Annotated in this window: 22 protein-coding genes and 1 pseudogene; 10 read left to right on the top strand and 13 right to left on the bottom strand. The window is 71.6% G+C overall.

Annotation, left to right across the window (positions count from 1 at the left end; translation table 11 throughout):
• Window positions 1-35: 35 nt before the first annotated feature.
• From WME98_RS01445 to WME98_RS01430, 4 genes are all read right to left on the bottom strand, one after another.
• A complete protein-coding gene (locus tag WME98_RS01445) occupies window positions 36-812 on the bottom strand; it encodes a hypothetical protein (RefSeq protein WP_437949626.1) in 777 nt (258 codons plus the stop codon).
• A 250-nt stretch (window positions 813-1062) separates the two neighbouring features.
• Complete coding sequence (locus tag WME98_RS01440) at window positions 1063-1836, bottom strand: glutathione S-transferase C-terminal domain-containing protein (RefSeq protein ID WP_061627553.1); 774 nt, start codon at window positions 1834-1836, stop codon at window positions 1063-1065.
• A 66-nt stretch (window positions 1837-1902) separates the two neighbouring features.
• Window positions 1903-2487 (bottom strand): malonic semialdehyde reductase, encoded by a 585-nt coding sequence (locus tag WME98_RS01435; RefSeq protein ID WP_437949625.1) that lies wholly within the window; start codon window positions 2485-2487, stop codon window positions 1903-1905.
• 58 nt (window positions 2488-2545) lie between these two features.
• Window positions 2546-2974, bottom strand: coding sequence for a DoxX family protein (locus tag WME98_RS01430; protein ID WP_437949624.1), 429 nt, complete (start codon window positions 2972-2974; stop codon window positions 2546-2548).
• 77 nt (window positions 2975-3051) lie between these two features.
• Between WME98_RS01430 and WME98_RS01425 the strand changes: the two genes are divergently transcribed.
• Window positions 3052-4032 (top strand): LysR family transcriptional regulator, encoded by a 981-nt coding sequence (locus tag WME98_RS01425; RefSeq protein ID WP_437949623.1) that lies wholly within the window; start codon window positions 3052-3054, stop codon window positions 4030-4032.
• 66 nt (window positions 4033-4098) lie between these two features.
• Here the strand turns inward: WME98_RS01425 and WME98_RS01420 are convergent, their stop codons facing one another.
• The 3 genes from WME98_RS01420 to WME98_RS01410 all read right to left on the bottom strand — a co-directional run bounded on the left by WME98_RS01420 (window position 4099) and on the right by WME98_RS01410 (window position 7121).
• A complete protein-coding gene (locus WME98_RS01420; protein WP_437949622.1) occupies window positions 4099-4503 on the bottom strand; it encodes a RidA family protein in 405 nt (134 codons plus the stop codon).
• 257 nt (window positions 4504-4760) lie between these two features.
• The gene (locus WME98_RS01415) at window positions 4761-6359 is read right to left on the bottom strand and encodes an aldehyde dehydrogenase family protein (RefSeq protein WP_437949621.1); all 1599 of its coding nucleotides are present in this window, start codon (window positions 6357-6359) and stop codon (window positions 4761-4763) included.
• Window positions 6360-6362: 3 nt separating this feature from the next.
• A complete protein-coding gene (locus WME98_RS01410; protein ID WP_437949620.1) occupies window positions 6363-7121 on the bottom strand; it encodes a hypothetical protein in 759 nt (252 codons plus the stop codon).
• Between the two features lie 542 nt (window positions 7122-7663).
• Here WME98_RS01410 and asnB point away from each other — a divergent pair.
• Complete coding sequence (gene asnB / locus WME98_RS01405) at window positions 7664-9514, top strand: asparagine synthase (glutamine-hydrolyzing) (protein WP_437949619.1); 1851 nt, start codon at window positions 7664-7666, stop codon at window positions 9512-9514.
• A 102-nt stretch (window positions 9515-9616) separates the two neighbouring features.
• On the opposite strand, the gene WME98_RS01400 is transcribed toward asnB, so the two are convergent.
• Entirely contained in the window at window positions 9617-10036 is a 420-nt protein-coding gene (locus tag WME98_RS01400) for a VOC family protein (RefSeq protein WP_437949618.1), read from the bottom strand.
• A gap of 580 nt (window positions 10037-10616) precedes the next feature.
• On the opposite strand from WME98_RS01400, the pseudogene WME98_RS01395 reads away from it, so the two are divergent.
• Together WME98_RS01395 and WME98_RS01390 are read left to right on the top strand one after the other, a co-directional pair.
• Window positions 10617-11057, top strand: a pseudogene (locus WME98_RS01395) (pectate lyase); the annotation flags it as partial.
• Window positions 11058-11096: 39 nt separating this feature from the next.
• Window positions 11097-11762, top strand: coding sequence for a pectate lyase (locus tag WME98_RS01390; protein ID WP_437953945.1), 666 nt, complete (start codon window positions 11097-11099; stop codon window positions 11760-11762).
• Between the two features lie 51 nt (window positions 11763-11813).
• On the opposite strand, the gene WME98_RS01385 is transcribed toward WME98_RS01390, so the two are convergent.
• The gene (locus WME98_RS01385; protein ID WP_437331781.1) at window positions 11814-12368 is read right to left on the bottom strand and encodes a hypothetical protein; all 555 of its coding nucleotides are present in this window, start codon (window positions 12366-12368) and stop codon (window positions 11814-11816) included.
• 416 nt (window positions 12369-12784) lie between these two features.
• On the opposite strand from WME98_RS01385, the gene WME98_RS01380 reads away from it, so the two are divergent.
• The 3 genes from WME98_RS01380 (at window position 12785) to WME98_RS01370 (ending at window position 14785) form a co-directional block, all read left to right on the top strand.
• A complete protein-coding gene (locus WME98_RS01380; RefSeq protein ID WP_437948501.1) occupies window positions 12785-13606 on the top strand; it encodes an IS630 family transposase in 822 nt (273 codons plus the stop codon).
• A 448-nt stretch (window positions 13607-14054) separates the two neighbouring features.
• Window positions 14055-14438, top strand: a complete 384-nt coding sequence (locus WME98_RS01375; protein WP_437949617.1) for a phage holin family protein — start codon at window positions 14055-14057, stop codon at window positions 14436-14438.
• The gene (locus WME98_RS01370) at window positions 14435-14785 is read left to right on the top strand and encodes a hypothetical protein (protein ID WP_437949616.1); all 351 of its coding nucleotides are present in this window, start codon (window positions 14435-14437) and stop codon (window positions 14783-14785) included. Before WME98_RS01375 ends, WME98_RS01370 begins: the two co-directional genes overlap by 4 nt.
• 83 nt (window positions 14786-14868) lie before the next feature.
• On the opposite strand, the gene WME98_RS01365 is transcribed toward WME98_RS01370, so the two are convergent.
• The gene (locus tag WME98_RS01365; protein ID WP_437949615.1) at window positions 14869-15483 is read right to left on the bottom strand and encodes a glutathione S-transferase family protein; all 615 of its coding nucleotides are present in this window, start codon (window positions 15481-15483) and stop codon (window positions 14869-14871) included.
• 87 nt (window positions 15484-15570) lie between these two features.
• Complete coding sequence (locus tag WME98_RS01360; protein WP_437949614.1) at window positions 15571-16155, bottom strand: AAA family ATPase; 585 nt, start codon at window positions 16153-16155, stop codon at window positions 15571-15573.
• Between the two features lie 408 nt (window positions 16156-16563).
• Between WME98_RS01360 and WME98_RS01355 the strand changes: the two genes are divergently transcribed.
• Entirely contained in the window at window positions 16564-17118 is a 555-nt protein-coding gene (locus WME98_RS01355; protein ID WP_437949613.1) for an ATP-binding response regulator, read from the top strand.
• Window positions 17119-17148: 30 nt separating this feature from the next.
• On the opposite strand, the gene WME98_RS01350 is transcribed toward WME98_RS01355, so the two are convergent.
• Window positions 17149-18585, bottom strand: a complete 1437-nt coding sequence (locus WME98_RS01350; protein ID WP_437949611.1) for an amidase — start codon at window positions 18583-18585, stop codon at window positions 17149-17151.
• Between the two features lie 174 nt (window positions 18586-18759).
• On the opposite strand from WME98_RS01350, the gene WME98_RS01345 reads away from it, so the two are divergent.
• Window positions 18760-19548, top strand: coding sequence for a VOC family protein (locus tag WME98_RS01345; protein ID WP_437949609.1), 789 nt, complete (start codon window positions 18760-18762; stop codon window positions 19546-19548).
• A 37-nt stretch (window positions 19549-19585) separates the two neighbouring features.
• Here the strand turns inward: WME98_RS01345 and WME98_RS01340 are convergent, their stop codons facing one another.
• Window positions 19586-20749, bottom strand: a complete 1164-nt coding sequence (locus WME98_RS01340) for a hypothetical protein (RefSeq protein WP_437949607.1) — start codon at window positions 20747-20749, stop codon at window positions 19586-19588.
• A 182-nt stretch (window positions 20750-20931) separates the two neighbouring features.
• Here WME98_RS01340 and WME98_RS01335 point away from each other — a divergent pair, with 182 nt between their 5' ends.
• Window positions 20932-21777, top strand: coding sequence for an N-formylglutamate amidohydrolase (locus WME98_RS01335; protein WP_437949605.1), 846 nt, complete (start codon window positions 20932-20934; stop codon window positions 21775-21777).
• The last annotated feature ends 268 nt before the right edge of the window (window positions 21778-22045 follow it).

Below are 22045 nucleotides of genomic sequence, written 5' to 3'. Positions count from 1 at the left end.
CCTTCGCTCGCGGCGTCGCTGGGCATCGATGCGGCCTAGAGATCGAGGATGCTGCTCAGGTAATCGGCCTGGTACGCCCGCACCTTCTTGCGGATCGTCGGCCCGAGGTCGACGAGCGACGGCCGGTTGATCGACACCTTGGCGCTGCTGGCCGAGAACGCCGCCTGCTCCTTTTGGAGCTTGAAGAAGAGCACCTGGGTGATGCCCCTGTTCGCCTTGATCAGGCAGGCGAGCAGCGAGACGAACACGTCGTCGTTCGCGCCCGTCTCGACGATACCGACCTGGAAGCGCGCGATGTTCGCGTGCTGCGACTCGCGGCTGAAGATGGTGAACCAGGAGCCGCCCTCCTTCATCGCCGCCAGCGCGTCGATCGCCGACTTCACGATCGCCGCGGCGGCGGCGCTGGGCCCGAGCGCCACCGAGAGGACCTCGATGATCTTCTCGTGGACCTCGGCCCCCGTCCCCTGCGTCGTGTAGTCGGACCAGGCGCCGGCCTGCATCACCCAGCCGACGTTCTGCAGCACCTCCACGTACTTCGCGTACCAGTCGAGGGGCGCGGCCTGCGCGGACGCGTGCTTGTTGGCGACGAGCTGGGCGAGCAGCGCCGAGTCCGAGATGGCCTCCCGGACGCCCGCGTCCACGCCCTGCGCGAACGACAGGAGCGACGAGCCTATGACCCGAGCTTGGCTCTTCGCGGCATCGAAGACGTCGCCAGCGTCGGTCGCCGCGTCCTGCGCGACCAGCTTGCGAGGGATTCCCGCGAGGTCCAGGGCCTGAACGTAATCGCGCGCCGCGGCCGGATCGAAGCTCATGGCGAGAAGGAAATCCAAACGTCTCGGAGACGTCAAGCCCAATCGCGGGACCTGCCCTGGGTGGACAGAGCATTCTTCGATGCGATCCGGTCCCCCTGGAAAGGCGAGATTGGTTCAGCAACGTATCTATCCGTGAAGGGGGGCCCCCTCGCGTCACGGCGCGCGGGGCGATCGGCGAGGGGGTGCGCAGGCCACGAGCGCGCTCGCCATGAAAGCCAGCAGGGCGACCCTCGGAGGGGTCCCCATGCCATCAGAGCTCGATCGGCCAGCCCAGGTGGCGCTCGTACATCCGGCTCCGGTGCTCGACGAGGGCGCGCGGCACCGCGTCGCCGAGCTCCTCGCGCGCGGTCCCGAAGGCCTGGCGGAGCAACGGTTGGAGGCGGGGACAGTCGCTCTCCGGGATCGGGCAGAGCGGGGTCAGGAAGGTGGCGGCGTAGACGTCGAGCGCGTTCGGGCGGTCGCCGTCGAGGTAGTCTCGGCCTCCGTCGAGCCGGGCGGCGAGGGCGGAGAGCGCGGCGACGACGCGGGCGCGCACGCGGTCGAGATCGAACGCCGGGGAGTAGCCGTAGCGCGCCGCGAGGTAGCCCGCGACGGGCGGCGGAAAGCCGCGCTTGCCCTCGCTCGTCACCGAGGCGTGGATCATGAGGAGGCGCGCGTTCCAGCCGATGCCCTCCTCGCCCGCGATCTCGTGGAGCAGGCCGACGGTGCGGGCGCGGTGATCGAGGTCGTCGGGGAGCAGCGCGCCCGGCGGGCCGAGGCGGGCGGCGAGGGTCGTGATCGCGGCCCAGTGGACGCGCGGGGGCTCGTCGTCGTGGAAGACGACGGGCACGTTGTCGGCGCGCATCCACGCCGCGAGCTCCGCGTCTTCCCGCGAGAACCGCACCACGCGGACCGGCACGCCCTGAAGCCGGAACAGCCCCTTCGCGGCCTCCGACCAGGGGCTCGGCACCATCCCCGACGCGACCATGCGGACGCCGCGGGCCGCCTTCGCGGTCGCGACGTCGACGAACTCGATAGGTTTCATGCCCCCGATGCTGCCCCCGACCGGCCTCGCCGTGCAAGCCGCGCCGGCGCGATTCCGCGCCGATCGCTACGCGATGCGGCAGGCCTCTTCGAAATCGAGGCGGGGGTTGCGCGGGTAGAGCTTCTCCGGGTCGCCGTGGCCCAGGTTGATGAGGAGGATCGATCTCCACGGCACGTCGGCGAAGAACGCCGCGTCGACCTTCTCCCGGTCGAAGCCGGCCATCGGCCCGCAATCGAGCCCGAGCGCGCGGGCCGCGAGGATCAGGTAGCCGGCCTGGAGCGAGGCGTTCTGCAGGAGAAAGAAGTCGCGCTGCTCCGGCGGCATCGCGGCCAGGGTCTCGCCCATCGTCGGGCGCGCCGGGAAGAGCTTCGGCATCTTCTCGTGAAAGCGCGTGTCATAGGCGATGATCGCGGTGACCGGCGCGCTCATGGTCTTCTCGACGTTGCCCGGCGCGAGGCAGGGGCGCAGGCGCTCCTTGGCCTCGGGGCTCTTCACGAAGACGATCCGCGCCGGCACGGTGTTGGCCGCGGTCGGCCCGAGGCGCAGGGCCTCGTAGAGGCGGCGCAGGGTCGCGTCGTCGATGGTCTCGGCGAGCCAGCCGTTGTGGGTGCGGGCTTCGAGGAGGATCTGCTGGAGGAGTTGGTCGCTCATGAGGCTTGCTCCGTGGTACGTGGTCGAGGTGGGGCGAGTCGTTCCGTGAGATTCCCCGTCAGGTCGCGAGCGCGGGCTCGCCGACGCGGGCCCCGGCCTCGCGCCTCGGGGCGCCCGCGAGCCTGCGGCCCTCGAGGCGCAGCGCCCAGGAGGCGGCGGCGACGGCGACGAGGACGAGGGGCGTCATCACCTGGCCGGCGGCGTCGCCCACGGCGGCGTGCGAGGCGGCGGCGCCGGTGAGATCGAAGAAGATGCCGGCGTACGCCCACTCCTTGAGGCGCGGGAAGCGGGGGGCGAGGAGGGCGACGGCGCCGAGGACCTTCCAGACGCCGAGGATGGTGGCGAAGTAGGCCGGGTAGCCGAGGTGCGCCATGCCCTCGAGGACCTGGGGGGAGCCAGCGAGATCGGCGACCCCGCCCGAGGCGACGCCGAGGCCGAGGAGACCCGTCGAGATCCAGTAACCGATGGTGCGTGCCTTGTCGTTCATGAGCGAGCATTCTGGGCCGTGGACGCGCCTGTAACAATGCATCAACAGTTGGAAGCACCTGCCAGGATTTGATCCAAATGGACGAACCCCTCGAGACCTCCGAGCTCCTCGCCTTCTCGAAGACCGTGGAGGCCCGGTCCCTGTCCCGCGCCGCCGCCGAGCTCGGCGTCCCGCGCGCCACCATCAGCCGCCGACTCGCGCGGCTGGAGGAGCGGCTCGGGGTGCGCTTGCTCCGCCGGACGACGCGCAGCCTCGCCCTCACCGACGCGGGCGAGGCGCTCTACCGCCACGCCCGCATCGTGCTCGACGCCGTCCACCACGCCGAGGCGAGCGTGCGCCAGGCCGACGACGCCGTGCGCGGCGAGCTGCGCGTCTCGGTGCCGCCGATGACGGACGAGAGCTTCAGCGCGATGCTCTGCGATTTCGCGCGGCGCTACCCCGAGGTCCGCCTCCACGTCCACAGCACGACGCAGCTCGTCGATCTCCGGCGCGGCGGCTACGACGTCGCGCTCCGCGCGAGCGCCGCGCTCGAGCCCGGCCTCGTCGCCCGGACGCTGATGCGCCACGCCCTCCTCGCGGTCGCCTCGCCCGCGTACCTCGAGGCCCGCGGCGCGCCGCGCACGCGCCGCGATCTGCGGGGCCACCGCTGCCTCATGGGCTTCGCCCGGGGGGAGCTGCCGCAGACGCACTGGCCGTCCTCCGGCGGCAAGCTCCAGGTCGAGGGGGCGCTCTTCACGAACGACGTGCACCTGCTCTGCGACGCCGCGCTCAAGGGCCTCGGCATCGCGCTCTTGCCGGAGCCGCTCGCGCGCGCGCACCTCGAGAGCGGCGCGCTCGTGCACGTGCTGAAAGGCGCGATCCAGGGGGAATCTCACTTCGCGGTGATCTACGCGGAGCGGGAGTTCATGCCGCCGCAGCTCCGCGCCTTCGTCGACGCGGTGGTGGCGTGGGGAGGGGGGGATCTCCTCCCGCGGGCGGGCGCGCCGAAGCCGAAGCGGCCGGCGAAGGGCGGCCCGCGCTCGAGATCGCCCGGCGGCGCCCGGCGCGCCTCCGGATAGCCTGGCAGGGCCCGATGCGAGCGTGTCCCGCGTGCGCGTCGAGGAGAGCCTCCCGGCGGACGTGGATCAACCGGGGAGGGCGGCGGTCAGGTCCACCTCGACCAGCTGGCCGGTGAAGCCGAGCGAAGCGACCCCGAGCAGGGTGCTAGCCGAACCGAAGGCCGGGCCGAGCGCCGAGTCGTTCAGCCGCTGCCACACCGCGCCCAGCACCTCGCGGTCGTCGCTGACCACGTAGATCACCGAGCGCACCACGTCGGCGGGCTGCGCCCCGACCGCGGCCAGGACGGCCAGGGCGTTCGCCGCCACCTGGTCGGCCTGCGCGAGGGGGTCGCCCGCCCCGACCAAGTTGCCGTCGAGATCGAGCGGGCACTGGCCGGCGAGGAAGGCCAGCCGGCCCGCCTCGACGATCGTGACATGGTGATAGCCGGGAGTTTCGTGGACGTCGGGCGGATTGAGCTTGCCAACGCGCATGGAGGGGGAAGGAAAAACGAAATGACTCGAGGATGTCAAGGGCGGCTCTGCGACGCTCCCCTCATCGGTGGTGGCCGGATTTGAACATGAAGGCGGGAAGGCGGGAAGAAAAGATCAATGATCTTCCTGCCTTCCCGCCTTCATGTGAATCACTCCGGGGCAAATTGGGCCACCACCCCCTCATCCCCTCAGGTGCGATGTTCGAGCCAGCGGCGAACTCTATCCTATCCATCTTCCCGACGAGGACCGGCCCCGCCTCATTCTCGCCCCCACGCATGCCGGGCGCGCGACGCCGCGCGCGCCCCGATCCACCGCCGAGCGGCGCCGCGCACCATCCGGCCCACCGACGAGAGCCGATCGAGCCCCGAGCTCGCGCCCAGGGAGCGCACCATTCCCCGCGACATCTCCACGAACGCGCGGTCGTAGGGGAACCACCAGAGCTCGCGCGACGCGGTGCTCTCGTCGACCGCGATGAGCCGCGGCCTCGTCATCGCCCGCAGGGCCTCGGGGCCGTTCTGCACGCCGTAGCCCGAGCGCCCGCGCCCCGTCCACACGGCCTGCGGCGCCGCGCCGGTGAACATGTGGTTGTTGACCGTGGCGACCCCGACCCGCAGCTCCCGGGCGAGCGCCTCGCCGCGCGCGACGTCTCGTGTCCACACGCTCCCCGTGAGGCCATAGACGCTCTCGTTGGCCGCGCGGACCGCCGCGCCCGCGTCCGGAACGGCGATGACGGGGAGCACGGGCCCGAAGGTCTCCTCGCGCAGGAGGTCGAGCGACGGGTCGACCCCCGTGAGCACCGTCGGAAGATAGAAGTTGCCCCGGCGCGCCCCGCCGCAGCGCACCCGCGCGCCGGCCGCGACCGCCGCGCGCACGTGCGCCTCGACGCGCGCCATCTGCGCTTCGGTGACCAAGGGGCCGATCTCCACCGTGCCCGGCGCGCCGCCGTCGTCGCCGGCGCGCAGCCGCTCCGCGACGGCGACGAGGCGCTCGACGAACGCCTCGAACACCTCCGCCTCGACATAGACGCGCTCGATCCCCGCGCAGCTCTGGCCGGCGTTGACGAAGCCCGCCCACGCGACGCCGTGCGCGGCGCGCTCGAGATCCGCGTCGCGCAGCACGATGGCCGCGTCCTTCCCGCCGAGCTCGATCTGCGCCGGGATGAGGCGATCCGCGGCCGCGCGCGCCACCGCCCGCCCCACCGCGGCGCCGCCGACGAAGACGACGTGATCGACCTCGGCGACGAGCGCCGCGCCCGCCTCGGCGCCGCCCTGCACCAGGCCGAGCAGCGCCTCGGGCAGCGCCTCGCGAAGCGCGCCGGCGAGCGCGGCGCCGGTCCGGGCGGCGTGCTCGGACGGCTTCAGCACCACCGCGTTGCCCGCGAGGAGCGCCGGGACGAGGTTGTGCATCGCGACGGACACCGGATAGTTCCAGGGCGTGATGAGGCCGACCACCCCGTGCGGCAGGCGCTCGACGCGCGCCCTCTTGCGCGGAAACATGACTGGGTTGAAGGCGACCGCCTCGTCCCCGAGGAACGCCTCGCCGCGCGTCGTGTAATACCGAAATACCTCGGGGGTCGAGCCGAGATCGACCCCGTACGCGTCCGCCATGGGCTTGCCCAGCTCCCGGTGGAGCGCCTGCGCGATTTCGTCGGCCCTCCCCAGCAGGCGCCGCCCGGCCTCGGCGAGGGCGCGCGCCCGCTCCGCGACCGGCCGCCGTGCCCAGGCGGCCTGCGCCCGCCGGGCGGCGTGGACCACCCCGGCGATGTCGCCGGCGGCCGTCACCCGCACGGACGACAGCGGCGCGCCGTCGAGCGGCGACGTGCCATGAATCCATCCTTCCTCGACGATCGACCCCATGGACTAGGCGGCTCGCTGGCCGAGCAGGGCGGGCGCGATGCGGCGGCAGCCCGGCATCCCTGACCCTCGAAGGTGCGCGGCGAGCGTCCGGCGGAAGGCGCCGCGAGGAAGGGGCCTGTGGCGATCGAGCGCCCGGAGCAGCGGCACCACCGTCGCGAGCACGCCAGCCGTGTGCCACCAGTAGCGCGAGATCGCGCGGACGTACGTCGGCAGGCTGGCTCGGGACAAGAAGCCTTCCAGGTAGGCGCGGTCGTAGGCCGTGTGCGCGCGCTCGTCGATGGCGAGGCGCCGGAACACCGGCCCGAGCGGAGGATACGAGAGGCGCGGCGCGGCGATCTCGTAAAACGCGCTCATGACAACCTCGAACGCGAGGCAGTCGACCGCGAACTCGAGCACGTCGTGCGGGACGGCGACCCTGCGGAGCATCGATTTCATGAGCCACCCCGGGAGGCGCGCGCGTTCGACGACGTCGGGGTAGGCGCGGGTGAAATCGAGGAGCGCCTCGCACCAGAGATTCGCGTGCGCCTGCTCGTCCCGGAGGTGCTTCAGGCCGTGCGCAAAGAACGAATCGAGATAGCCGAGGTCGCCGCGCTCCCGCGCCAGATCGAGCGCCGGGAGGACGGGCAGGACCCCGAGCGCCGCCGACTCCACGACGGCGAACCAGGTGATCAGGAGGCACGTGGCGTCCGCCTCGGCGTCGCTCTCGAACCCGAAGGACACCGGCGCATCGATCGGGGCGTTCTCGTCATCAGGTTTCATCATCGATGGCCGCGCTCCCGGCGGCGTGCGTCAAGCGCACGAGTCCTCGGTCGCCGCGACGGGCTGCAGCAACCGTGCCGGTCGTGACGTGGCGTGGGGCGCCGGAGCGCGCCCCGCTCGACCCAGGCGGAGCCGCGCTCGCGGCCGGCGCGCCGGGGGGGGGCCGGATTTGAACATGAAGGCGGGAAGGCGGGAAGAAAAGATCAATGATCTTCCTGCCTTCCCGCCTTCATGTGAATCACTCCGGGGCAAATTGGGCCACCACCGCGCGCCGTGCGGACGGGCCGCTCGAGCGTGCTTGGGCGTTGGCCGTGACACCGGAGGCGTGAGCTCTCCTGTCGCGCCGCGCTCCCGCCAATCGCCTTCGTATCCCGGATCTCCGCGCCTTCCCGCGCGATCGGCGAATGCCGCGCTGGCCAGGCTGGTTGCGCGACGCGCCCGCGCTGTCTACGCTCGCGCTCAACAACGAGCGCCCGCGAGAGCCGCGGCGAGCCGAAGGGCCCGCCGGAGGCGGCGCGGCGGCGCTGGAAGGAGGCGATGATCCCATGTGCGGCATTGCTGGATGGGTGGATTACGCCCGCGATCTGACGCGGGAACGCGACGTCCTGCAAAAGATGGCGAGGACGATGAAGAACCGCGGACCGGACGACGAAGGGCTGTGGCTCGCGCCGCGCGCGGGCCTCGGGCACCGCCGCCTCGCCATCATCGATCTCGAGGGCGGGCGCCAGCCTATGATCGCCGAGGAAGACGGCGCGCCGGCCGCCGTCCTCGTCTATACCGGCGAGGTCTACAACTTCCGCGAGCTGCGCGGCGAGCTCGAGGCCCTCGGACACCGATTCAGGACGAGCAGCGACACCGAGGTCGTCCTCCGCGCCTACCTCGAGTGGGGCGCGAGCTTCCCCGAGCGCCTCAACGGCATGTACGCCTTCGCCCTCTGGGACGCCCGCGAAGAAGAGCTCCTGCTCGTCCGGGACCGCATGGGCATCAAGCCGCTGTTCTACCAGTCGACCGGCTCGGGCGTGCTCTTCGGCTCGGAGCCCAAGGCCATCCTGGCGAACCCGCTCGCCGCGCCGGTCGTGGACGAGACCGGCTTGCGCGAGCTCTTCGCCTTCGTCAAGACGCCGGGGCTCGCCGTCTTCCGCGACATGCGCGAGGTGCGCCCCGGCCACGTCGTGCGCGTCCGGCGAGGAGGCGTCACCGAGCGCCGCTACTGGGCGCTCGAGTCGAGGCCGCACACCGACGATCTCCCGACGACGATCCGTACCGTCCGCGAGCTGCTCGACGACATCGTCGCTCGCCAGCTCATCTCCGACGTGCCGCTGTGCACGCTGCTGTCCGGAGGGCTGGACTCCAGCGCCGTCACCTCGCTCGCCCAGAAGACCCTGCGCGCGGCGGGCGCGGGGCCGGTGCGCTCGTTCTCCGTCGATTTCGTGGGCCAGGCCGACAACTTCAAGGCGGACGAGCTGCGGAGCACGCCGGACGCGCCCTACGTCGCGGAGGTCCAGCGGTACGTCGGGTCGGATCACGCGGACATCGTGCTCTCCGCGGCCGAGCTCGCCGATCCCGCCGTCCGCGCGATCGTGCTCCGGGCCCGGGATATCCCGATCGGCTTCGGGGACATGGATGCCTCGCTGTACCTGCTCTTCCGCGCCATCCGGGAGCGCTCCACGGTGGCCCTGTCCGGCGAGTCGGCCGACGAGATCTTCGGCGGGTATCTCTGGTTCCACGACCCGGAGGCGGTGGCGGCAGCGACGTTCCCCTGGAGCTCCATGCGCACGCGGATGAGGAGCTCGAGCTCCGTCGCGACGCTGCTCGCCCCGGATCTCCTCGGGCGGCTCGACGTCCAGGGCTACATCGCCGAGCGCTACGCGGAGGCCCTCGCCGAGGTCCCGCGCATGCCGGGCGAGGACGGGAAGGAGCGGCGCATGCGCGAGATTTGCTATCTGCACCTGACGCGCTTCTTGCAGCTCTTGCTCGACCGGAAGGATCGCATGAGCATGGCGACCGGGCTCGAGGTCCGCGTCCCGTTCTGCGACCACCGGCTCGTGGAGTACGTGTTCAACACGCCGTGGTCGATGAAGACCTTCGACGGGCGCGAGAAGAGCCTGCTGCGCGCCGCGGCCGACGATCTCCTGCCGCGCTCGGTGCTGGAGCGGCGCAAGAGCCCGTATCCGGCGACGCAGGATCCCGCGTACGCGCAGGCGCTCCGGGGCCAGCTCGGCCGGCTCCTCGCCCAGAAGGACGCTCCGGTGCTGCCGCTGCTCGACGCGGAGCGCGCCCGCGCCGCCGCGTCGAGCGCCGGGGGGCCCTCGGACGAGGTCTCCCGGTCGAGCGTGGAGCAGGTCCTCCTGCTCAACGACTGGCTCGCGCGCTACGAGGTGACGCTCGCGCTCTGAGCGTGTCTCGCCGACGGCGGCCTCCCGCCGCGCCCCATCGCGAACGAGCGGCGCGGCGGTTTCCCGCCGCGCCGCATCGCGAACGAGCCTGGCGGCGCGGTGCTAGTGCGGCGGGGCGGCGTTCGGGTCCATGTGCATCACCTCCCAGTGGTGGCCGTCGAGATCGTAGAAGCGCCGGAAGTACATGAAGCCCATGTCGGACGGCTCGCCCGCCTCCGTCCCGCCGGACGCGATCGCGGTGTTCACGAGCTCGTCGACCTCGGCCCGGCTGTTGGCCGACAGCGCGAAGATCCCCTCGGTCGACGTGGCGGTGTCGCAGATCTGCTTCTTGGTGAAGTCCTTGAAGCGCTCCTCGACGAGGAGCATCACGAACGCCTGCTCGCTGACGATCATACAGGTCGCCTTGTCGTCGGTGAACTGCGGGTTGAACGAGAAGCCGAGCCTGGTGAAGAACTCGACCGATCGCTTCAGGTCACGGATGGGCAGGTTGACGAAGAGCATACGGGAACGGTTCGTTGACATGATCGTCTCCACGGTGGGGTGGGTTCGAAGCTACTGACGCCCGCAGGGGGTCGAGCTCATCGGTCGGGCGAAAAAGAATCGACCCGCCCCGTGTCTACCAGGTCCGCCTGCCCTGGAAAAGCGTGGGCGCGCCGAGCCCGGCGCCGCCGCGGCCCCGCGGCGCTTGGAGGATCAACGTGGACGGCATGGGTCAGGTGCTGCCCTAGCCGCGCCGTGGGCGAGGTGCTCCCACCGTGTCATCCCATGTAGCCGCGCTCGATCCCGCCGGCGTCAACCGCGGGTTGACGTCGTTGACGACCCCGCGCGACGCCCGCGTGTGTGCCTTTCCGCCGGCACGGTCGGATTGCGGCGGACTGCGATCCTTCGGCAGAAAAATGTAAGGATAGCATGCATTTGGACGACCTCGGGCAAAGCCGCTTCGTGGCCCGAGCGTTGCTTTGATGGGCTGTCGAGGCGTGCGGCGGGGCGCTGCATCGCGGCGAGGGGCGCAGAGCTCCGGACCGTCGAGCGGTGAGATCTCCTGAGATGGCTTGACTACTTGCTCGGTCGCGCGGACGGCCAATCAACGAGGGATGATATCATGAGCTTGAAATGGATCGGTGCTTTGGGTTCGCTGCTCTCGCTCGGTCTCGTCGGCTGCATCGCGGCGGACGAGGCCGCGATGGACATGGGCGCGATGAGCGACGCGCTCAGCGCGGTCAAGATCCAGGCGGAGGATCAGTCCTGGGCCATCTCCTCGGGCGACAGGATCGAGGACAACGCGGACAACGTAAAGCTCCGCGCCAACCAGAGCGGCGACACCTTCAAGTTCTCCACGTCGGTCGCGGCCGGCAAGTACGAGATCGTCCTCCGGTACGCCAAGCGGAACGTGTACGGCAAGTACGAGCTGCTCGCGAACGGCTCCTCGGTGAAGTCCTTCGACGCATATACCTCCTCCACCGGCGACAGCTGGACGACGGCGAAGCTCGCGGAGAAGTCGCTCTCCGGGAACGTCGAGTTCACCTTCAAGGTGACGGGCAAGAGCTCGTCCGCGTCGGGCTACGACCTCAAGATCGACTATATCGAGCTCGTGCCCGTGGACGGCGGCGGCTCGGACGGCGGCGGCTCGGGCGGCTCCACGACGACGGGGGATGGCGGCGTCGTCAGCGCGACCATCGTCGTGAAGAGAGGCGAGACGTTCGACGGCGGCGGCAAGCGCTTCATCGCCGACAAGGACAAGCTCGGCGACGGCAGCCAGAAGGAGGGGCAGAAGCCGGTGTTCAAGCTCGAGGACGGCGCGAAGCTGAAGAACGTCGTCCTCGGCGCGCCGGCCGCCGACGGCATCCACACCTACGGCAACGTCACGCTCGAGAACATCGTCTGGGAGGACATCGGCGAGGACGCCATGACGGTCAAGGAGTCCGGCACCGTGGTCCTGAACGGCGGCTCCGCGAAGAACGGCGAGGACAAGGTGTTCCAGATCAACGCGCCCAGCACCTTCAGGGTCTCGAACTTCAAGGCGGAGAACGCCGGCAAGTTCATCCGGCAGAACGGCGGCACCACCTTCAAGGTCGACGTCTTCATCGACCGGTGCGACATCTCGAAGATGAAGGAGTCGATCTTCAGGACCGACAGCAGCAGCAGCTCCGTGACGATGACGAACACCCGCTACAGCGACATCGGCAAACAGCTCTTCATGGGCGTGAGCTCCTCGAAGATCTCGACGTCGAACAACACGGAGTACTGATCGACCCCCGCGGCCGCGGGCGCCCGGCGGCGCCCAGCGGCCGCGCGCTCCTCAACACGCCGCGCCGCATACCGTGCTTCCGTCTGGGCACGTCACGCCGGGCGAGCCGTCAGCGCCGCAGCTCACCTTGCACGTCGCCGTCTCGGCGCACCTCGCGGTGCAATCCGCGAAGCACTTGATATCGCAGCTGCTCTCGCCCTCGCACAAGATCATGGAGCCCGAGCCCATGTCGAACTTGCACGCGGCCTGGTCCCGGCAAATCGCCGTGGAGCGAACGTCGGCCTTCAAATCGCACTTCGACTGCTGCGTGCACGTGAGCACGCTGCCGTCGCCGCCGTCGCCCTTGCACTCGCTCGTGTCGATGCACTGGATCACGAGCGCCTCCTCGCTGCTGCCGTTGCACTTGGAGCCCATCGAGCAGTCGAGCGCGCACGCCTCCGAGCCGCAGTCGGTCTTGCAATCCGCGCCCGCCACGCACTCGCAGTCGAACCCGCTGCACGCACATCCTGCGCCCGTACACGTCGCGCTCTCCGCCTCTTCGCGGTCGCTCCCGCATCCAGCAGCCGTGATCATCGCGAGCGCCATCAGCCACATCCGAGCCTTCATGGTTGTCTCCTTGGAAGGGGAACAGGGATCTACACCAGGCGTGGACGGCGCCGCGAGCATCTAGTGGACTGTTCGATAAGTTTTTTAACATATTCCCCGGGGTGGCGTAAGCTTCGGCATGCGAGGACGACCACCCAGGAAGATCGAGCTGTCGCAGGAGGATCGGGCGTACCTGGAGCGGCTGGTGCGCGATGGACGGACCGAGCAACGCGTGGCTCGCCGAGCTCGGGTGCTCTTGGCCATGGCAGACCCGGCGACGGTCGTGGAGGAACTGGCGACGCACGTGGAGCAGAGGCGCGAGAGCATCTGGCACCTCTGCCGTCGGTACGAAAAGGTGGGGGTTCGGGCGGTCGAGGACGCCCCTCGCGAGGGTCGGCCTCGGACTTTTTCCCCCTCTGCAACGCGTCGGCCTCGAGATGCTCGCCTGTTGTGAGCCCGCAGGGCTCGGGCTGCACATGACGCACTGGTCGACGCGCAGCCTGGCGAAGGTGGCGGCTGAGCGTGGGCTGGTGCCGAAGATCGCGCACTCGACCGTCTCGCTGATCCTGCGTACCGCCGATCTGCAACCCCACCGTTCGCGGTACTGGAAGACGCCCACGATCGATGCCGACTTCGAGAGGAGGGTGACGCGCATCCTGTGGTGCTACGAAAGAGCCTCGGATCTAGCCGCGCGCGGCGAGCTTGTACTTTGCTTCGACGAGAAGCCGAACATCCAGGTGCTCGAACGCCGGCGACCGACGCGCCCCGTGAGGCCCGGCCAGGCCGAGCACCAGGAGTTCGAGTACATCCGGCACGGGACGGTGAACTTCGCCGCGGTCCTCGATGTGCACACGGGCAAGATGCGCGGATGGTGCCCCAACCGGAACGATAGCGAGCACCTGCGCGCGATCCTGCCCGAGTTACTCCACGAGTGCTGCGATGCGCGACGCGTGCACCTGATCTGGGACGGAGCCCCGTCCCACGTCGCACAGGAGACCACCACCCTGCTGCGTACCCTCTACCCGCACGTCCGCGTCCTCGTGACGCCGGCGCACGCCTCGTGGCTCAACCAGGCTGAGTTGCTGCTCCGCGCGTTCAGCGAGCGCTACCTGAAGCGCGGCAGCTGGAACAGCCGCCAGCAGCTCGTCGAGCACCTGGACGCGAGCTGGCGAGAGTACGACCAGCTCTACGCTCACCCGTTCAGGTGGTCCTGGACGCGGCAGAAAATGCACCGCTGGGTTGAGCGGCATGCCGCGTGATTATGTTAAAAAACTTATCGAACAGTCCACTAGCGCCCCGCGACGCCGCGGGGCGAGACCCGCCGACGAGGATCCGATCGCCGCCGCCTCGATCGGGCTTCCGGCGCAGCTCACCCGGGCGTCCCGGCCAGCGCCGGCAGCGCGCCCTGCCGCACCGCGGCGGAGCGCCGGCCGGCAGCGCCGCGCTCGCGGCGATTGGGCGAGGCGCCCTACGCTGCACGCGCAGGGTCGCCACATGTGGCGCAAAGGACGCTGCCATCGACGCGGGAGACCTGTCAGTCCGCGCAGCGGGGGGCGCTCCCACCAACTCTCTGCCTGGTCCGATGGATGCATTGGCGCCTCCCACGACTGGCCGTTGACGGAGCTGACCGATGCGGACGAGCGGATGAGCCCGCCGGCGAGGCGCCGGATGGAGGTTCCCCGGCCGACCCATCCACGCGAGGAAGCCATGGCGAACAACCACCAGCCCAGGGAGAGCGGGCTCGTCGAGCTCGTGAAGGACGCCATCCAGGACACGCAGGAGCTGATCCGGATCGAGGTCGCGCTCGCGAGGAACGAGACGAAGCGGGACGTCGTCAAGTTCAAGAATGCGGCCATCGCGTTCGGCGTGGCCTTCGCCGCCGCGATCCTGACGCTGGCGATGCTCCTCGTCGCGGCGGCGCTCGCGATGGGCGGGCCGGCGCCGGCCCTCGTCATCGCGGGCGTCCTGCTCGTCACGGCGGGGGTCGCCGGGCTCGTCGGATACCGGCTCATCCCGCGGGAGCCGCCGCTCGACGCCACGAAGGAGCACGCCCAGGCCCAGGCCAACCTGCTGAAGGAAGAGATCGCATGAGCACGAACACCGATGGCATCGACGACCTGGAACACCGCGCCGCCCTGCTCCGCGAGAGCGTCCGCGCGAGCCTGGACGAGCTCGAGCGGAGGAGCGAGGAGGAGGTCCTCATGGCTCGCGGCGGCGCAGGGCCCGAGGTCAGGGACAAGGAGGCGAAGGACTCGCCGGAGCGCGAGCGCCTCGAACAGCGGGCCGACGCGGTCCGCGAGCACCTCGTGAGCCGCGTCGGCGAGATGGAGCGGCAAGCGCGCGCGAAGGTCCTGCCGCTCGCCGCGATCGGCGGGGCCGTGCTCGTCGCGCTGACGCTGGGCCTCGGCTACATGTTCTACAAGACGCTGCGGCGATAAGCGCCGGACGCGCCCGCCCGGCCTGCTCGGCGTCGGGGTCGCGGACCTCGCGGTCGCGGACCACGCGTCGAGGCGATGCGCCCTCAGGGACGGGGCGCGGCCGCCGGCAGGCGGTGCGCCGTCTCGACGATCGAGGGGCGGCTGGCCACGGCGGCCCAGAAGGCCGAGAGGGCGGGGCGCCCGGGGCGCCAGTCGCGCTCGGGCCAGCGGAAGCCGAGATAGCCGAGCAGGCACGCGGCCCCGACCTCGGCCATCGTGAAGACCTCGGTCGACAGCGGCTCGGTCTCGAGCGCGTCGAGCGACGCGGCGATCGCTTGCTCGAACCGCGGGGTCATCGGGTCCGGCTGCGTCGCGGCGCGGCGCTCGGCGGCAAACAGGCGCCCGGCGGCCGTGGCCGCGCCGTCGGTCAGGCCCTGCAGCCGCAAGGCGCGGCGACGCTCGCGGCCGGAGCGGGGAACGAGGCGCCCGCCGCCGGCGCGCTCGTCGAGGTGATCGCAGATCGCGGACGACTCGTAGAGGATCTCGCCGTCGTCGAGGACCAGGGTCGGCACCTTGGCCAGGGGGTTGACCGCGCGCAGGCGCGGATCCGTCCACGGATCGGTCTCGACCAGCGCGATCTCCCCTGCGAGGCCGAGCTCGTGGGCGGCGATGCGGACCTTGCGAGCGAACGGCGAGGTGAACGCGAGCCACAGCTGCATCGGCGAAGGATGGCCGATCCCGGCGACGGACGACAGGCCTCGTCTCGCGCTCGCCCGGCCATCACGGCTCGTCCGCCGGCGGCGCGCTCAGCCCCCGGTGGACAGGAGCCGCACGTCGCGTCCTTCTCGCTCGTCATCGTCGAGCGGCTCCCACCTGTCGCTGGCCAGCTCGAAGAACTGAGGTGAAACCACCATCGAGAAGGTGCTCCCCTGCTCGCGATTGCGCCGCTCCACGCGCTCGCGCCGCAGCGCGCGCGGCGCATCGAGCACGTAGATGGTGAGGCCGTATCCGCTGGCGTCGACGCGCTCGTAAAACCTCTCCCTGGCGTCCCGGCGGATGAGGCCGATCTCGAGCACGACGCTGGTGCCCACGTCGAGCATCCTCTCGGCGAGCGTCCAGATCTGATCGATACACCGCTCCGTTCGCTCGATGTACCACGCCAGCACGCCCGTATCCGGGCGATCCGGGCTGAAGAGCGCCGTCATCCACTCGTCCAGGTTCATCCGCACGGCGCGCTGCGCTCGACAGAGCTCGAGCGCGAACGTCGATTTGCCGGCGCCGACCGGGCCGGCGATGAGGTGGAGATGCGCCGCGCCGCGCGCCGCTGCGTGAAGCTCGCCCGACGACGCGTGCTTCGGAGACGTCCTCTCATCCATCGTCCTGTCTCTCATGGATCCTCTCCTCGGTGTGGGCGCGACGAGACGAGCCGTGGCCTGCGCATCGAGGCATGGAGTGACCGCCTCGATCCATCGGCGCGAGATCGTGCGACACGGCGCACGCGCGCTCGTCGCCTCGCGGGCGACAAGCATCTTCACGGAGCCGCGGCGGCGCGCGCAGGCCTCGTCGCGAGCGTGGCCAGCAACGAAAACGCCAGCCGGAGGGCTGGCGCTCTCGAGGTTGTACCGGAAGGCGGCAGCAGCCGTAAAGTCATAACGTCGCGGCCGTGAGCGGCTGGGAGCTCCGCCGCGCGACAGCCATGCGATGCCGCCGGACCTCCTGCCGAAGTTGTTCGATCCGTTCACCCAGGGAGACCGCGCGCTGGACCGGTCCCAGGGGGGCTCGGCCTCGGGCTGACGCTGGTGCGCCGCCTGGTCGAGATGCACGGAGGGTTCGTGCGCGCCGCGAGCGACGGGCCGGGGAAGGGGAGCGAGTTCATCGTGCGGCTGCCGGCGGAGGCCCTCGCCGCCGGCGCCGCGGGCGCGGAGGCGCCCTCCGCGGCGCTCCCGCAGGCGCGCCCGGGCCCCGCGAGCACGAGGCGCATCCTGGTCGTCGAGGACAACCCCGACGTGGCCGAGTCCCTCGTCATGCTGCTGCAGGCCCTGGGCCACGAGGTCGCCATGGCGAGGAGCGGCCCCGAGGCGCTCGAGGCGGCCCCGGCGTTCCTGCCGGACGTCGTGCTGCTGGACATCGGGCTGCCGGGGATGGACGGGTACGAGGTCGCCAGGCAGCTCCGCCGGCAGCCCGAGCTGGAGCGGGCGCTCCTCGTGGCCCTGAGCGGGTACGGCCAGGATGAAGATCGGCGCCGCTCGCGGGCGGCCGGCTTCGACCATCACCTGGTCAAGCCGGTCTCGCGCGCGGTGCTGCAGCCGCTGATCGCCTCCGGGCAGCGCCGGCTCGCGCAGAACGTCAGCTGAGCCGGAGGCGCGCGGCGGGGGGACGCCCGCTCATTTCGCGCAGATCCCCGGCCGGCGCTTGTCCCACGGCGCCGCCTGCTCGAGCTGGCCGGCGAGCCGCAGCAGCGTCGCGTCGTCGGCGTACCGGCCGGCGAACTGCACGCCGACCGGCAGGCCGTCGGCGCTCATGTGGAGCGGCACCGACATGGCCGGGCTCCCGTTCACGTTGAAGAGGGGCGTGAACGCCGCGAACTCGAAGATCCGGTCGAGCCAGCCCTCGGCGCTCACGGTCGGATCGTTCGCGTCGAGCGTGCCGGACGGGATGGGGAGCGTGGCCAGCGTCGGCGTGAGCAGGGCGTCGAACTGCGTGAAGAACTGCCCGAGCTGCCGCGCGAGCTGGTCGCGCGCGACGAGCACGTCGTGCAGATCCACGGCGCTCATCCGCCGGCCGGCCTCGGCCATGGTCAGCGTGGTCGCCTCGAGCGTGTCGCGCCCCGCCGCGAGCCCGTACAGCGGGCAGACGCGGTCGAACATGTGGGCGTGGTACGACAGCAGCATCCGGAAGGCGATCCGCACCTTCTCCCACGCGATGTCCGGCCGCGCCGGCACGACCTCGTGCCCCAGCTGCTCGCACAGCGCCGCGGCCCGGCGCACCGCCAGCTTGCACTCGTCGTGCACCGGCACCCCGCTCCAGGAGGCGTCGGTGAACGCGATCCGCAGCCGCCCCGGCGGCGTGCGCGCCTCCTCCAGGAACGACCGCGGGGCCGACGCCGTGAAGTACGGCGCGCCCGCGTCGGGCCCGGCGATCGCGTCGAGCAGCGCCGCGCTGTCCCGCACCGAGCGCGTCAGCACGTGGTCGGTGGCGAAGCCCATCAGGACCTCGCCCTCGATCGGCCCGGTCGGGACGCGGCCGCGGGTGGGCTTCAGCCCGAAGAGGTTGCAGCACGACGACGGGATGCGGATCGACCCGGCGACGTCGTTGCCGTGGGCCATCGGCACCATGCGCGCCGCCACGGCCGCGGCCGCCCCGCCGCTCGAGCCCCCGGGCGTGCGATCCGGGCGCCACGGGTTGCGCGTCGGCCCGTGCGCCGCCGGCTCGGTGACCACGTTGAGGCCGAGCTCCGGGGTGTTCGTCTTGCCCACGGACACGAGCCCCGCGCGCCGGAAGCGCGTCATGAGCTCGTCGTCCGCGGACGAGACGAGGCCCTGAAACAGCCGAGAGCCCATGCCGGTCGGCGTGCCCGCGACGAGGATGCCGAGGTCCTTCACGAGGTACGGCACCCCGGTGAACGGCCCCTCCGGCAGCCCCGCGCGGATCGCCCGCTCGGCGTCGTCGCGCAGCGAGGAGATCACCGCGTTCAGGGCCGGGTTGACCTGCTCGATGGCGGTCGAGGCCACGTCCATGAGCTCGGAAGGGGTGACCTCGCGCCGGCGGACCAGCTCCGCGAGGCCCAGGGCATCGAAGGCGGTGTACTCGGAGATCTTCATGGTGCAGGTCCCTTATACGAGGCTCCCGCGCGCGGCGGATGGAAGAAAGAAGCGACGCCGCGCAATGCGCCTCCGCTCGGCGCAGCGGCGACGCGGCGCGCGCCGGACCACCGTCGATGGCGGGGAGCCGTGATAGGGTCGCCGCCGTTCACGCCACCGCACGGAGGACCTCACATGAGCACGATTGAGCGGCATACCCCGGGGACCCTATCGTGGGTCGATCTGATGACGCCCGACCTCGACGGCGCGATGAAGTTCTATGGCGCGCTCTTCGGGTGGACGTTCGAAGTCGGCCCGCCGGAGCTCCACCACTACACGACGTGCAGCGTCGGCGGGCGCCGCGCGGCCGGCATCGGCCAGCGGCCCGCGGGCGCCACGTTCCCCCCGGTGTGGAGCGTCTATTTCGACGGCGAGGACGCCGACCGGATCGCCGATCGCATCCGCGCGAATGGCGGGCAGATCCTGATGGGGCCGATGGCGGTGGCGGATCACGGGCGCATGCTCGTCGCGTCCGACCCGACCGGCGCCGCCTTCGGCGTCTGGGAGCCGAAGAACCACACCGGCGCGCAGGCGATCCTCGAGCACGGCTCGATGATCTGGCACGAGGTGAACACCCGCGATCACAAGAAGGCGGCGGACTTCTACTGTCGCGTCTTCGACCTCGAGGCGCAGAAGCTCGACGCGCCCGGGATCGACTACGTGACGCTCCACAAGGGCCAGAAGACGGCGGGCGGCGTGCTCCAGATGAACGCGCAGTGGCCGGCCGACGTCCCGCCGCACTGGATGACGTATTTCGCCGTCGACGACCTCGACGCCGCGCTCGCGAAGGTCGAGGCGCTGGGCGGCAAGGTGCAAGTGCCGCCCTTCGACACGCCGTATGGTCGGCAGTCGGTCGTCACCGATCCCTGGGGCACGGCCTTCACCCTCATCAAGCCGAGCGAGCTCGCGAACGCGGGCGGATGACCGCGCCCGGCCGCGCGACGGCGCCGCGCGCGGCCGGTCAGCCGGACGAGGTCTTCCGGCGGCGACCTTCGGGGCGCTTCGGGGCCTTCTTCGCGACGGCCGCCTGCGCCCCGGGCTCGACGTCGGGCAGCTTGCCGTTCCCCTGATCGACCACCTTCTTCTCGTACCAGGGCCGCGTGCCGTGCGCGCGGATCAGGTAGGCGAACGCGAGGACGCCGAGGAGCGGCAAGGCGACCCAGGCCGCGGAGTGGGCCGTCACGCCGGGGCCGACCGCGCTGGCCAACGGCCACGACGGGACGTGGCGCGCCTTCAGCGCGTCGCCCTTCCGGAGTCGGGCGAAGGCGGCGTGGGACACCTCGTCCACGATCGCGGCGCCGCCTTCGCCCTGCACCGTCACCTCGTGGTAGTCGGTGTCGCCCCTCTCGATCTCTCGCAGCTCGGTCACGCGGACATCGATCGTCTCTCCCAGCCAGCGGCGCGCGTGGAAGCCCGCGAACGCGGCGTTGAACGCGATCGACGCGACCGCGGCGAAGGCGGCCCACCGCAGGTGGAACGCCGCCCGGCGCGCGAACCGCTGCCCGAGCGGCTCGGACGAGAGGAGCATGCGCCGCCCATGCGAGCGGGGCACGAGCAGGAACCCCTGCGCCGCGCCGCGGTATCCCTGGGTCGGCGCCTCGGGGTCGGGCGCGCGCCGGAGCTCGCCGACCGCGAAGACCTGCTCGCCGGGCACGAGCTCGGCCACGCGGACGCGCTTCGTGCGATCGACGAGGATCATGCCGTCGAGCGCGTCGACGAGCGTCACGTCCTCGCCGGGCTCCACGCGGACGCGCGCGCCCGAGGCGTGGCGCAGGTAGAAGGGCTGCACCCGGACCTTGCGATCGGTCTCGGACCACTCGTGGCTCCAGACGCCGGAGCTCTCCGTCTCGGACCCCTCCTGCTCGACCTCGACGCGCACGGCCACGTCCGCCCCTTGCGCTCGCTCGACGGTGCCCATGACGACGGCCTCGCCGGGCGCGAGCGCGACGCCGGGATCGAACGACGCCTCGGCCTGCGCGGCGGCGCGCCGCTCGCGGAGCGCCAGCCGGACGGCGTGGGCGGCGAGGACGAGCAGGCCGACCGTCGCGACGCCGTCCACCAGGACCGACGACAGCCAGGCGTCGAGGTGGTGGTCGCTGACGATCGACAAGAGGCGGTGTCCCATGGCCCGCCATGAGAGCGCAAAGCGGGGCGCCCGTGCGAAAAACCCGGCGCCTCCGCGGCGGCGCCTCCGCGTGGTCGCGCGCGCGAAGATCGCCGGAGGGCGCGTCGGTCCGGCGCTCCCGGCGAGGGCGCGGGAGCCCGTTTCCTTCCGCGCGTCCCGCGCGTACACCCGCGGAGAGGATCATGTCCGCGCCGCCGCCTCCGCTCCGTCCGTTCCGCGTCCACGAGCCCGCCGTGCCGGGGCCGGTCGTCGTCGAGGTCCCGCACGCGGGCCTCGCCGTGGACGAGCGCGCGGCGCGCTTCACGCGGGTGCCGGAGCGCGCGCTCGTGGCCGACGCGGACGTCGCGGCGGACGCGCTCTTCGGCGACGTCGCAGAGGAGGGCGCCGCGCTCGTGGTGGCGACGGCGAGCCGCTTCGTCATCGACCTCAACACGGCCCCGCGCGTGCCCACGCCCTACGAGGACAAGCTCCCCTACGGGCTGCGGGAGGTGCGGCGGCGCTCGGCGAGCGGCGAGGCGTGGCTCGACAGCCCGCCGCCGCGCGCCGAGGTCGAGCGCCGCGTGCGCGAGGTGTTCGAGCCGTACCACGCGGAGGTCGCCGCGCGCCTCGCCGCCGCGCGCGCGCGCCACGGCGTGGCGATCCTCGTGTCGGCGCACAGCTACCCCGACGTCCTGTTCCCGCGCGCGGCCGACGTCGTGCTCGGGACGCGGGGCGGCGCGAGCGCGGCCGGCTGGGCGCGCGACGCGGTCGCCGACGTCGCGCGCGCGCACGGCCTGTCGCTCGCGCTGGACGACCCGTTCCCCGGCGGCCATGCGATCGAGCGGCACGCGCGCCGCGACGAGGGGGTGCACGCGCTCCAGGTCGAGCTCGCCCGCCGGCTTTACTGCGACGCGCCCTCGTTCACGCCTCGCCCCGAGGACGTCGCGCGCCTCCGCGGCTTCGCGCGCGGCGTCGTGGCCGCGCTCGCGGCCGCCGCGCGAGATCACGGCGCGACGACGCCGCACGAGGACGCCGCCGCCGCGCGATGACGGAGCCACCATGCGCGATGACGAAGCCGCGACGAAGCCGTGAAGAAGCCGCCATGCGCGATGACGAAGCCGCGACGAAGCCGTGAAGAGGCCGCCATCGCGCGATGACGAAGCCGCCATCGCACGATGACGCTGCACAATACCGCCCGCGCGGCGACGCGGCACGACCACGCGGTGCGCGCGTCGTCGGCGCTGCGCGGTCAGGCGCCGGACGCACACACGTGCGCGCTCATCCCACCGCCGGATCCCCTGTTTCGCGGCGCCGCCC

This window comes from Sorangium sp. So ce296, from assembly GCF_051529605.1.
Lineage (GTDB): Bacteria > Myxococcota_A > Polyangia > Polyangiales > Polyangiaceae > Sorangium > Sorangium cellulosum_D.
This window is presented reverse-complemented; position numbering and strand designations above follow the sequence as displayed.

Bases quoted from the DNA above. Each gene is read 5' to 3' on its own strand.
- WME98_RS01340 (WP_437949607.1), bottom strand. From the start codon at position 20,749: ATGGGACACCGCCTCTTGTCGATCGTCAGCGACCACCACCTCGACGCC.
- asnB (WP_437949619.1), top strand. From the start codon at position 7,664: ATGTGCGGCATTGCTGGATGGGTGGATTACGCCCGCGATCTGACGCGG.
- WME98_RS01375 (WP_437949617.1), top strand. From the start codon at position 14,055: ATGGCGAACAACCACCAGCCCAGGGAGAGCGGGCTCGTCGAGCTCGTG.
- WME98_RS01445 (WP_437949626.1), bottom strand. From the start codon at position 812: ATGAGCTTCGATCCGGCCGCGGCGCGCGATTACGTTCAGGCCCTGGAC.
- WME98_RS01380 (WP_437948501.1), top strand. From the start codon at position 12,785: ATGCTCGCCTGTTGTGAGCCCGCAGGGCTCGGGCTGCACATGACGCAC.
- WME98_RS01435 (WP_437949625.1), bottom strand. From the start codon at position 2,487: ATGAGCGACCAACTCCTCCAGCAGATCCTCCTCGAAGCCCGCACCCAC.
- WME98_RS01335 (WP_437949605.1), top strand. From the start codon at position 20,932: ATGTCCGCGCCGCCGCCTCCGCTCCGTCCGTTCCGCGTCCACGAGCCC.
- WME98_RS01425 (WP_437949623.1), top strand. From the start codon at position 3,052: ATGGACGAACCCCTCGAGACCTCCGAGCTCCTCGCCTTCTCGAAGACC.
- WME98_RS01365 (WP_437949615.1), bottom strand. From the start codon at position 15,483: ATGCAGCTGTGGCTCGCGTTCACCTCGCCGTTCGCTCGCAAGGTCCGC.
- WME98_RS01360 (WP_437949614.1), bottom strand. From the start codon at position 16,155: ATGAGAGACAGGACGATGGATGAGAGGACGTCTCCGAAGCACGCGTCG.
- WME98_RS01385 (WP_437331781.1), bottom strand. From the start codon at position 12,368: ATGAAGGCTCGGATGTGGCTGATGGCGCTCGCGATGATCACGGCTGCT.
- WME98_RS01370 (WP_437949616.1), top strand. From the start codon at position 14,435: ATGAGCACGAACACCGATGGCATCGACGACCTGGAACACCGCGCCGCC.
- WME98_RS01430 (WP_437949624.1), bottom strand. From the start codon at position 2,974: ATGAACGACAAGGCACGCACCATCGGTTACTGGATCTCGACGGGTCTC.
- WME98_RS01420 (WP_437949622.1), bottom strand. From the start codon at position 4,503: ATGCGCGTTGGCAAGCTCAATCCGCCCGACGTCCACGAAACTCCCGGC.
- WME98_RS01400 (WP_437949618.1), bottom strand. From the start codon at position 10,036: ATGTCAACGAACCGTTCCCGTATGCTCTTCGTCAACCTGCCCATCCGT.
- WME98_RS01415 (WP_437949621.1), bottom strand. From the start codon at position 6,359: ATGGGGTCGATCGTCGAGGAAGGATGGATTCATGGCACGTCGCCGCTC.
- WME98_RS01440 (WP_061627553.1), bottom strand. From the start codon at position 1,836: ATGAAACCTATCGAGTTCGTCGACGTCGCGACCGCGAAGGCGGCCCGC.
- WME98_RS01410 (WP_437949620.1), bottom strand. From the start codon at position 7,121: ATGATGAAACCTGATGACGAGAACGCCCCGATCGATGCGCCGGTGTCC.
- WME98_RS01345 (WP_437949609.1), top strand. From the start codon at position 18,760: ATGAGCACGATTGAGCGGCATACCCCGGGGACCCTATCGTGGGTCGAT.
- WME98_RS01350 (WP_437949611.1), bottom strand. From the start codon at position 18,585: ATGAAGATCTCCGAGTACACCGCCTTCGATGCCCTGGGCCTCGCGGAG.